Origin of the sequence: Muricoccus roseus, assembly GCF_900141905.1 — a bacterium.
Classification (GTDB): domain Bacteria; phylum Pseudomonadota; class Alphaproteobacteria; order Acetobacterales; family Acetobacteraceae; genus Roseomonas; species Roseomonas rosea.
The window spans coordinates 418,628-428,297 of record NZ_FQZF01000002.1 but is presented as its reverse complement, the minus strand read 5'-3'; the positions used below and the strand labels follow the sequence as shown (position 1 = coordinate 428,297).

Genomic DNA, 9,670 nt, shown 5'->3' with positions numbered 1-9,670 from the left:
CACTGCCCGCCCCTTTAGGAGGGATCGGGCAAGCCGCGGAGCCGTCCGGCGCAAGAAAACCCATGCGACCGGCCTGCCCGGTGTACCGAAGAGAAAGCCCGGGGCTGGCGGACTATCCTCCGGACCGGGGTGCGGCTTCAAGGGTGGGGTGGTGCATCGCGGCGCGCCGCCCGATATGGTGCGGTGACGACTCTGCACTGCACTTGGAACATGGACGTGGCCGAGACCCACCGTACGCGACTGCTGATCCTCGGGGCCGGGCCGGCCGGCTACACCGCCGCGATTTACGCGGCGCGTGCCGGTCTGGAGCCGATTCTCGTCGCGGGGCTGCAGCCCGGCGGTCAGCTGACCATCACGACCGATGTCGAGAATTTTCCCGGCTTCGCCACCGCCGTCCAGGGCCCCTGGCTGATGGACCAGATGCGCGCCCAGGCCGAGCATGTCGGCACGCGCATCATCCAGGACGTGGTGACCAGCGTGGAGCTGGCCGCCCGACCCTTCCGCGCCCTGGGCGATTCCGGCGATGCCTATGAGTGCTCCGCGATGGTGATCGCCACCGGCGCCCAGGCGCGCTGGCTCGGCATTCCCGGGGAGAAGGAACTCTCGGGCTTCGGCGTTTCCGCCTGCGCCACCTGCGACGGCTTCTTCTTCCGGGGAAAGGAAGTGGCGGTGATCGGCGGCGGCAATTCGGCGGTGGAGGAAGCCCTCTACCTCGCCGGGCTGGCCTCCAAGGTCACGCTGATCCACCGGCGCGACAGCCTGCGGGCTGAGCGGATCATGCAGGAGCGGCTGTTCAAGCACCCGAAGATCTCGATCATCTGGAACACGGTGGTGGAGGAGGCGCTGGCCACCGAGGGGCAATTCCGCGCCCTGCGGGCGCTGAAGCTGCGGGACCTGCTGGGCGGCGGCCATTACGAGCTGCCGGTGCACGGCATGTTCGTGGCCATCGGCCACGACCCCGCGACGGGCCTGTTCCGCGGCCAGCTCAAGACCGACGAGGACGGCTACATCGTGACCGAGCCGGGTTCGGCCCGGACCAGCATCCCCGGCGTCTTCGCCGCGGGCGACGTGCAGGACCGCATCTATCGTCAGGCCGTGACGGCAGCCGGCAGCGGCTGCATGGCGGCGCTCGATGCCGAGAAATGGCTCGCCCATATCCCGGATGATGCCCCCTCCCCCGCTGCCTATGATTCGGTGAGCGTCTGATGCCACTCGACTGGGATAAGCTGCGCGTCTTCCACGCGGTGGCCGAGGCCGGATCCTTCACCCATGCCGGGGACACGCTGAACCTCAGCCAATCCGCCGTCTCCCGCCAGATCCAGGCGCTGGAGGAGAGCCTGGCCGTGCCGCTCTTCCACCGGCACGCCCGCGGCCTGATCCTGACCGAGCAGGGCGAGACGCTGAACAAGACGGTGCGGGAGGTCTTCGCCAAGCTGGCCATGACCGAGGCACTGCTGACCGAGAGTCGGGAGCGCGCGGCCGGGCGGCTGAAGGTGACCACCACCACGGGCTTTGGCTCCACCTGGCTCGCCCCCCGGCTGGAGAAGTTCCTGACGCTCCACCCCGAGGTCACGGTGACGCTGCTGCTGGACGACACGGAGCTGGACCTCGCGATGCGCGAGGCGGATCTGGCGATCCGCATGCACCCGCCCCGCCAGCCGGATCTGATCCAGCGGCATATCGCCACCTTCGGCTGGAAGGTGGTGGGGTCGGCCGACTACCTGCGCACGGCTGGCATCCCCCAGCGGGCGGAGGACCTCGATGCCCACCGGCTGATCATCTATGGCGACTACCACCCGCCAGTGGACGACATTAACTGGCTGGCCGAGGCCGGACGCCGCCCTGGCTCTCCGCGCCGGGCTGCGGTGGAGGTTAACTCGCTTCCGGCCATGCTGCGGGCCGTGCGCTCGGGCCTCGGCCTAGCCGCCCTGCCCGACTACATGGGCGAGGACCTGGCGGAGCTGGTGCAGGTGCTGCCCGAGTTGAAGACGCCCAAGATCGAGGCCTATTTCGTCTATCCGGAGGAGATGCGGAACTCGAAGCGAGTGGCCGTGTTCCGCGACTTCCTCGTGGCGGAGTTGGCCTCGGTCGGGTGACCATCCGTTCCGTGCTGCGCTGCGTCATGCGGCTCCCGCATAGCGGATGGACGATCTTGGCACGCCGCGCATGGGAAAACGGGGAATAACCTCGCTCCCGTTCGGTGATTGATCCGGACCGGGGTCTCCGGACCCCCGCGTCTCCCAGACGTGAAGCCTCCCTGTATGCACTTGCCCGGAAGGCCCCTGGCTCAGGCCGTGGCTTTCCGGGCTTTCTTTTTCGCGTGCGCGGTGCCACCTGACGCCTATCGCGTGACGTGGCCCACCACCGGATTCCCAGTCATCGGAACAGGACCGGCACCGGACCCCAGCAGAGAGCAACGATGCGAACCCTCAAGGGCACTGACTTCAACGACCGCAGCAAGAATTCTCTCGAGGCCAAGAAGGCCCTTCTCGAGCGCTTCAAGTCGCGCCCGCCCGCGGATGACCCGACGGTGCAGGCCCGGCAGGAGGAGCGCCGGCGGATCATCGAGGCCCGCGAGGCCCGTGAAGCCGAGCGCCGCCGCCAGAAGGAGGAGGAGAAGGCCCGCCAGGAGGCCGAGCGCCTCCGGCTGATCGCCGAGGAGGAGGCCCGCCAGGCCGAGCTCGCCCGCGAGGCCGCCGAGGCGGCTGAGGCCGCGAAGCAGGCGCTGATCGAGGCGAAGCTCGAGCGCGACCGCCGCTATGCGGCCCGCAAGGCACGGGCGAAGGGCAAGAAGTAAGCGACTTCATCGCCGACCCGATTCGGGCCGCCGCTCCCCCTGGGGGCGGCGGCCCTTTTCGTTCCGGGGCGGCTGCCGGGCGGCCCTAGGCGGCCAGGGCCACGCCGATGAGCCGCGCATGGGCGCGGATGATGGGCTCCAGCCCCGGATCGGCCAGCCCTTCCGAGAAGGCGGGATGCAGCGTGCCGAGCCGGGCGGGCCAGCCGGCCACGAGCCGCTCCACGGCCGGATCGAGCACGCAGGCGATGCGGGGCGTGATGCCGCAGCGCTCCAGCGCGTCGCGGGCAGCCTGCGCCGAGCCCGCCAGGGAGGGCACGTGGAGCAGCCGCGCTGGCACGGGCCCCAGCGCGGCGCGAATCGCCAGGCCCAGCGAGGCGCCCAGCGATGCCACGGGCACGGCATGCCCGGGCGCCAGGGGAGCGGTAAAGGCGCGGCCGCGCAGGGCCGAATCGATCAGGTCGGAGACGAATCCCGCACCCGGGGGTGCGGTGCGCGGGGCCGTGCGGATGATGGTGACGGGCAGGCGCAGGACGACGCCGTCCGTCTCGCCCCGCCGGGCGGCGTCCAGCAACAGCCGCTCGGCGATCACCTTGGTGGTGCCATAGGTGGAGCGGGGTTCCGGGGGCGTCTCCTCGGTCGCCACCGGGTCGCCGCGGCCGAAGACGGCGATGCTGGAGAGCAGCAGGATGCGGGGCGGAGCCGGCTGCGCGCGGGCCCAGCGAAGCACCGCGCGCAGGCCCTCCACATTGATCGCGAAGGCGGCCTCGGGATCGGCTTCGCTCGCCTGGCTCGTGATGGCGGCGGCGTGGACCACAACATCGGCGGCGGGCGCCAGCTCCGGGAAGCGGGCGATGTCGCCCTGGATGGGCCGGAACGACGTGCCGGGCGGCGGCATCGCGCGGTCCAGCCCGGTCAGCGCCGTGACGCGCGGATCGGCCGCGAGCATCGCCGCCAGCGCACCGCCGAGAAAGCCAGCGGCCCCGGTGACGATAACGCGCACTGCCGATTCCGGGCCTGTTCCGAGCCTATTCCGGCTTCACATTCGCCACGCGGATCACCTCCGCCCAGCGCGCGATGTCCTCCTTCAGGAAGGCACCCATCGCCTCGGCGTTCCGCACGTTCACGGTCATGCCCACCTCCGTGGTGCGCGCCCGCACGGGTTCCCGCGCGATGGCGGCCAGGGCCAGCTCCCGCAGCCGCGCCAGGGCGGGCGCGGGCACGGCGGCGGGGGCGAAGAGGCCGAACCAGGCATCCGCCTCGACGCCCGATACCCCGGCCTCGGCCAGGGTCGGCAATTCCGGCAAATGCGGGGAGCGGTGGGGCGAGGCGACCGCCAGGGCCCGCAGCTTGCCGCTCTGCACCTGGGCCAGCACCGTCGGGGTGGTGGCGAAGCTCACCTGCACATGCCCGCCCAGCAGGTCGTTCAGCATGGGCGAGGAGCCGCGATACGGGACATGCACCATGTCCACCCCGGTCTTTGCCCGGAACAGCTCCAGGGTCAGGTGCGAGGCGGAGCCCTGGCCGGTGGAGGCGCAGGTGATCTTGCCCGGCTGGGCACGGGCGAGCGCCAGCAGCTCCGCCACGCTGTTCGCCGGCACGTCCGGGCGCAGGACGAGGATGTGCTGGAGGTCGGCCAGCCCGGCGACCGGGGTGAAGTCGCGCACCGGGTCGTAGCCGCCGCCGTCGGGCAGCAGCGAGATGTTGGTGGCGTGGGTCTGGTTGGAGGCCAGCATGATGGAGGTGCCGTCCGCCGGCCCCGTCGCGACGCGGCGCGCCCCGATGGAGCCGCCGCCGCCCGCGACATTCTCCACCACCACGGGCGAGCCGAGGTCCTTCGCCATCTCTCCCGCGACCAGGCGGGCAAGCACGTCGGTGGGGCCGCCCGCGGGATAGGGCACGACCAGCACGACAGGCCGGGCTGGCGACCAGGCGGCCTGGGCGCGCGCGGCGGCCGGCGCGACGAGCGTGGTGGACAGGGCGAGCGCTTGGCGTCGCGTGATCATGCGGGGACCTCCCTTCCCTTTCGTGATGGCCGCGCCGGGCGCGGGGGATTGCCCGACCGATGACACGGATCGCGCGGCAGGGAAACGGTACGCATGCGGCTTCCGCCCTGCGGCGCCGGCATGGATGGCCGGTAGCAGGCTGACGTGGCCTGCATCCGGGCGCAGGATGCGCCGGAGGATTCCGGGGAGGCAGCATGTTCTTCGAGGGCTTCACGCTCGAAACCCGCGCGGTGAACGGCGTCACGCTGCGCTTCCGGCGCGGCGGCAGCGGACCGCCGCTCCTCCTGCTGCACGGCAACCCGCAGACGCATTGCATGTGGCACAAGGTGGCGCCCGTGCTGGCACGGCGCTTCACCGTGATCTGCCCGGACCTGCGAGGCTACGGCTTCAGCACCAAGCCGCCCGTCTCCGACGGGGCGCTGGCCTTCGCCAAGCGCGAGATGGCGGCGGACATGGCCGCGCTGATGACTGCGCTCGGCTTCGAGCGCTTCGGCGTGGTGAGCCATGACCGCGGGGCGCGCGTGGCGCACCGGCTGGCGCTGGACCATGCGGAGCGGGTGGAACGGCTCTGCACGATGGATATCGTCCCGACCCTCGCGCATTTCGAGCGGACCGACATGGCCTTCGCCATGGGCTATTATCACTGGTTCTTCCTGGCCCAGCCGCATCCCCTGCCCGAGCGCATGATCCGCCGCGACGTGGAGGACTGGTTCCGCCTGCACACCTCGCGCGAGCCGAAGGACGATGGCTTCTTCCATCCGGAGGCGCGGGCCGACTACCTCGCGGCGCTGCATCTGGAGGGCACGGTCGAATCGATCTGTGAGGATTACCGCGCCGCCACCGGGATCGACCTGGAGCATGACCGGGCCTCGCGCCGCGACGGCGTGCGGGTGCGCTGCCCCATGCTCGTGCTCTGGGGCTCCAAGGGAAAGATCGGGCAGTGGTACCAGCCCTTGCAGCTCTGGCGGGACTATGCCGACGGGCCGATCACCGGCAGGCCGGTGACGAGCGGGCACTACCTGGCCGAGGAGGCGCCGGAGGGGGTGCTGGCGGCGCTGGAGCCCTTCCTCACACCGTGAACTGCTCGGCCAGGATGCGCTCGGGCAGGCCGTGGTCGGGGTCGAAGAGCATCGTCAGGCGCACGCCCAGGTCCTCGCAGATCTCCACGCGGCGGACGTCGCGTACCTCGGTGTAGTCCGCTACGGCGGCGACGGGGCGCTTCTCGGCCTCCAGGATGTCGAAGGCCACGGCGGCATGGCCGGGCAGCAGCGCCCCCCGCCACCGGCGCGGGCGGAAGGCGGAAATGGGAGTCATGGCCAGGAGGTTGGTGCCCAGCGGGATGATCGGCCCATGGGCGGAGAGGTTGTAGGCCGTGCTGCCGGCCGGGGTGGCCACGAGGATGCCGTCGCAGATCAGCTCCGCCATGCGCTCCTTGCCATCGACCAGGATGCGGATCTTCGCGGCCTGACGCGTTTCCCGCAGGAGGGAGACCTCGTTGATCGCCAGCGCCTCATGCACCTGCCCTGCCGCGTCGGTGGCCCGCATCCGCAGCGGCTGGAGAGAGGCGGCCTGCGCCGATTTGAGGCGGTCCCACAGGCCTTCCACCCGGTAGGCGTTCATCAGGAAGCCGACGCTGCCGCGGTTCATGCCGTAGACCGGCAGGTTCTTGCCGAGGAGGCGGTGCTGTGTCTCGAGCATCGCGCCGTCCCCGCCCAAGGCCACCACCACCACCGCGTCATCCACCGGCGCGTCGCCATACAGCGCGACGAGCTGGTTGCGGGCGGCGGCGGCTTCCTCCGTGGCGGCGGCGACGAAGGCGATCCGGCCGGTCAGGTCGTCCGGCAGCTCCCGCACCGCATCGGGGTCGGGCGCGCCGCCCAGCAGGGCGGCGGTCATGCGAGCCGCCTGTGCTCCAGCACCGGCATGTCGCGCCGGACACGCTCGGTGAGCCCCGCATCGACGCGCGCGCTGGCCCAGCCGGTGCCGTCCGAGCATTTGGCGACGACATGGCCCCAGGGGTCGCAGATAAGGGAATGCCCATAGGTGTGGCGCGGCCCCTTGGGCTCCATGTGCTGGCCCCAGCAGGCGGGGGCCGCGAACCAGCACTGGGTCTCGATCGCGCGGGCGCGGATCAGAACCTCCCAATGATCCTTCCCCGTCTGCAGGGTGAAGGCGGCGGGCAGGAAGATCAGCTCCGCGCCGGCCTTGCGCAGGGAGAGGAAGAGTTCGGGGAAGCGCACGTCGTAGCAAATAGCCAGGCCACAGCTGATGCCGCCGACCGGAGCCGTCACGACCGCGCTGCCGCCGTCATAGGTGGCGCTCTCGCGATAGCCTGTCCCATCCGGCGCGGTGATGTCGAAGAGGTGGATCTTGCTGTAGCGCGCGATCTCCTTCCCATCGGGCCCGAAGAGAAGGCTGGTGTTGCGCAGGCGGTCCCCCACCCGCTCCCCGATGCTGCCGCCATGGACATGGATGCGGTTGGCGACGGCCATGGCGCGCAGGGCCTCATAGGCCTCCCCACCCCGCGCGTTCGAACCGGGTTCGGGCAGCATCTCCGCGGCCGCCAGCTTCGTGGCGCGGTCCCCGCCCAGGCAGGTCCAGATCTCGGGAAAGGCGATGACGTCGGGCCGGTCCGCGGCGATGGCCCCCTCCGCCAGGCGGCTGGCCTGGGCGATGTTGGCGGCCTTGTCGGCGCCGGGATTCATCTGGACGACCGTGACGCGCATGCAGGAGCCTCCGGGGGGACAGGGGGACGCATCAAGCGCGCCTGGGTTACGCACCGCAAGAGCGCCGATGGGAGGCCCGGGGCTTGACGCCGGCCGGCCCCGGCGCCTCCATCCGCGCAACGAAGGGCAGAGGGAACCGTCGCATGATCCATCGTCGCGCGTGGCTGTACGGTGCAGGGGCGCTGGCCCTGCCCGGCCTGGCCAAGGCCCAGCCGGCCTGGCCCCAGCGCCCGATCCGCCTGATCGTCGCCTTCGCCGCGGGCGGCGCGGCGGACAGCGTGGCGCGCGTGCTGGCCCCGAGGCTCGGCGACCGGCTGGGACAGAGCGTGGTGGTGGAGAACCGGACCGGGGGCAGCGGCTCGAACGGCGGAGCCGTGGTGGCGCAGGCCGCGCCGGACGGGCACACGCTGCTCTGGGACGCCTCCTCGCATGTCGTGAACCCCAGCCTGCTCCGAGGCCTGTCCTTCGACTACACGACCGCCTTCCTGCCCATCACCCTGGCCACGACCTTCCCCCAGGTGCTGGCCGTCAAGGCGGAGAACCCGGCGCACAACGTGGCTGACTTCATCGCCCAGGCGAAAGCGCGGCCAGGGGCGCTGAACATCGGGACGCAGGGCAACGCCACGGCGGGCCACCTGGCATTGGCGCAGTTCCAGCGCCTCGCCGGGATCGAGGTGACGCACGCGCCCTATCGCGGCGGGGCCGACGCGGCACGGGACCTGGCGGCAGGAGTGCTCGACGGCGCCTTCATCACGGCGCTTTCCGCCGGCCCAATTGCGGATTCCGGCCGAGCCCGGCTTCTTGCCGTCGCCACGGAGGCACGCCTGGCCTCGCGGCCGGATGTTCCCACCTTCGCTGAGGCCGGGGTGCCCGGCCTCACGATCGCCGAATGGTGCGCGCTTTTCGCCCCGGCCGGCACGCCGACCGGCGTCGCGGAACGGCTGCATGGCGCCGTGACGGCCGCACTGGCAGACCCGGAGGTGAAGGCCCGGCTCGAACAGCTCGTCGCGGTGCCCGTCGGCTCCTCGCCCGCCGAATTCGCGCGCTTCGTGCGCGAGGGGCGCACCAGCATGGCCACGCTGGTACGGGAGGCGCGGATCAGCCTGGAATAGCTATCGCGGCGTGGTGTCCGGCGGCCCCGAGCGGGCCGTCGTGCGCCCGGCGACCGCCGTTCCGATGGCGGCCAGCAGGGCGACACCCGCCACGACCAGCAGAGCCACGGAAAAGCCGAACTGCAGGATGCGCGCCAGCAGGGCGAGCAGCGCGAAGAGAATGGCGAGGCCAAGCGCCCAACGCATCATGGAGGTGGCTCCTTCCCGATCCGTCCGCTGAACGGCCGAGGCGACACCGCGTTGCGCTGGTTCTTCGCACCGTCCTGTGGCGGTTCTGAGCTGTCCGGTGTTTGCAGAAAGGGCTCCGCCCTCACCCGCCAAGGGCCTGAGGCCCTTGGAACCCCATCGGACTGCCGTGGATACCCTGATCGAAGGGGTCCGCGGTTGAGGGTGCTTCTTCCTGCACTTGCAGTCGCCTCGGGTCGGTGACCCGAGGCGCACCGTCCGCCCAGTGATTCCAAACTTCTAGAAGAAGAAGATGGGTCGAAGGCGCTGCCTTCGACCGGTCCGGGAAGAGGAAGAGTTCCTTCATCCTCTCCCCGGGGACGGAGCAACATACGAGAACAGAAACCGCCGCCCTACTCAGAGCGAAAGCGGCGCAGATCCGGCTTCACTGCGAGCACTGCCTGGGCCAGCGGCGCCGGCCAGGGCGCGCCGCGCGTCGGCACGGTGAGGCTCGCGACGCCCTCATCCAGCAGCAGCAGGTAGAAGCGCTCGGTCTCGCTGTCGTAGCCGAGGAACAGGCCCGCTTCGGCGCAATCCCCGCCATCGCAGGTCCAGCCGAAGACATAGCGGTCCTCCGCGGTCCGAAGGGTCCCGGGCTCTTCCGCGCGCAAATGCCGGAGGATGTAGGTCTGCCGCCCGCGCGTGACGGAGCGGAAGCCGATGGAGATGTCGGGATGGGCCGCGAGCGCCGCGACCGGCTGACCCGCCAGGGCCATCGGCGGCGGCTCCGGCGCGGGCTGCGCGTAGGCCCGAGGTGTGACGAGCCCGGCCAAAAGCAGAAGGGCGAGTGGTTTCCCACCCGCCCTT

General features: G+C 71.1%; 11 protein-coding genes. 5 read left to right on the top strand and 6 right to left on the bottom strand.

Features of this window, described 5'->3' with window-relative positions; all coding sequences use genetic code 11:
* Nucleotides 1–216: 216 nt before the first annotated feature.
* The 3 genes from trxB to BUB97_RS02135 all read left to right on the top strand — a co-directional run bounded on the left by trxB (nt 217) and on the right by BUB97_RS02135 (nt 2,797).
* Nucleotides 217–1,206: a thioredoxin-disulfide reductase gene (gene trxB / locus BUB97_RS02145; RefSeq protein ID WP_245818139.1), complete on the top strand. Its 990-nt coding sequence runs from the start codon at nt 217–219 to the stop codon at nt 1,204–1,206.
* Nucleotides 1,206–2,096, top strand: coding sequence for a LysR family transcriptional regulator (locus BUB97_RS02140; RefSeq protein WP_073130893.1), 891 nt, complete (start codon nt 1,206–1,208; stop codon nt 2,094–2,096). Before trxB ends, BUB97_RS02140 begins: the two co-directional genes overlap by 1 nt.
* Nucleotides 2,097–2,419: 323 nt before the next feature.
* Nucleotides 2,420–2,797, top strand: a complete 378-nt coding sequence (locus BUB97_RS02135) for a DUF6481 family protein (protein ID WP_073130891.1) — start codon at nt 2,420–2,422, stop codon at nt 2,795–2,797.
* A gap of 85 nt (nt 2,798–2,882) precedes the next feature.
* On the opposite strand, the gene BUB97_RS02130 is transcribed toward BUB97_RS02135, so the two are convergent.
* Both BUB97_RS02130 and BUB97_RS02125 read right to left on the bottom strand, forming a co-directional pair.
* A complete protein-coding gene (locus tag BUB97_RS02130; RefSeq protein WP_073130888.1) occupies nt 2,883–3,797 on the bottom strand; it encodes an NAD-dependent epimerase/dehydratase family protein in 915 nt (304 codons plus the stop codon).
* Between the two features lie 25 nt (nt 3,798–3,822).
* A complete protein-coding gene (locus tag BUB97_RS02125; RefSeq protein WP_073130886.1) occupies nt 3,823–4,800 on the bottom strand; it encodes a Bug family tripartite tricarboxylate transporter substrate binding protein in 978 nt (325 codons plus the stop codon).
* Nucleotides 4,801–4,994: 194 nt separating this feature from the next.
* Between BUB97_RS02125 and BUB97_RS02120 the strand changes: the two genes are divergently transcribed.
* Complete coding sequence (locus BUB97_RS02120; RefSeq protein WP_073130884.1) at nt 4,995–5,879, top strand: alpha/beta fold hydrolase; 885 nt, start codon at nt 4,995–4,997, stop codon at nt 5,877–5,879.
* On the opposite strand, the gene BUB97_RS02115 is transcribed toward BUB97_RS02120, so the two are convergent.
* Together BUB97_RS02115 and BUB97_RS02110 are read right to left on the bottom strand one after the other, a co-directional pair.
* Nucleotides 5,869–6,696 (bottom strand): NAD kinase, encoded by an 828-nt coding sequence (locus tag BUB97_RS02115; RefSeq protein WP_086061799.1) that lies wholly within the window; start codon nt 6,694–6,696, stop codon nt 5,869–5,871. The genes BUB97_RS02120 and BUB97_RS02115 overlap by 11 nt on opposite strands.
* A complete protein-coding gene (locus tag BUB97_RS02110) occupies nt 6,693–7,526 on the bottom strand; it encodes a carbon-nitrogen hydrolase family protein (RefSeq protein WP_073130882.1) in 834 nt (277 codons plus the stop codon). The genes BUB97_RS02115 and BUB97_RS02110 overlap by 4 nt, the downstream gene beginning before the upstream one ends.
* Nucleotides 7,527–7,669: 143 nt before the next feature.
* On the opposite strand from BUB97_RS02110, the gene BUB97_RS02105 reads away from it, so the two are divergent.
* Complete coding sequence (locus BUB97_RS02105; RefSeq protein WP_073130879.1) at nt 7,670–8,638, top strand: Bug family tripartite tricarboxylate transporter substrate binding protein; 969 nt, start codon at nt 7,670–7,672, stop codon at nt 8,636–8,638.
* Here BUB97_RS02105 and BUB97_RS02100 read toward each other — a convergent pair whose 3' ends face one another.
* Together BUB97_RS02100 and BUB97_RS02095 are read right to left on the bottom strand one after the other, a co-directional pair.
* Entirely contained in the window at nt 8,639–8,827 is a 189-nt protein-coding gene (locus tag BUB97_RS02100; protein ID WP_073130878.1) for a hypothetical protein, read from the bottom strand.
* Between the two features lie 389 nt (nt 8,828–9,216).
* The gene (locus BUB97_RS02095) at nt 9,217–9,579 is read right to left on the bottom strand and encodes a hypothetical protein (RefSeq protein WP_073130877.1); all 363 of its coding nucleotides are present in this window, start codon (nt 9,577–9,579) and stop codon (nt 9,217–9,219) included.
* Nucleotides 9,580–9,670 lie beyond the last annotated feature (91 nt).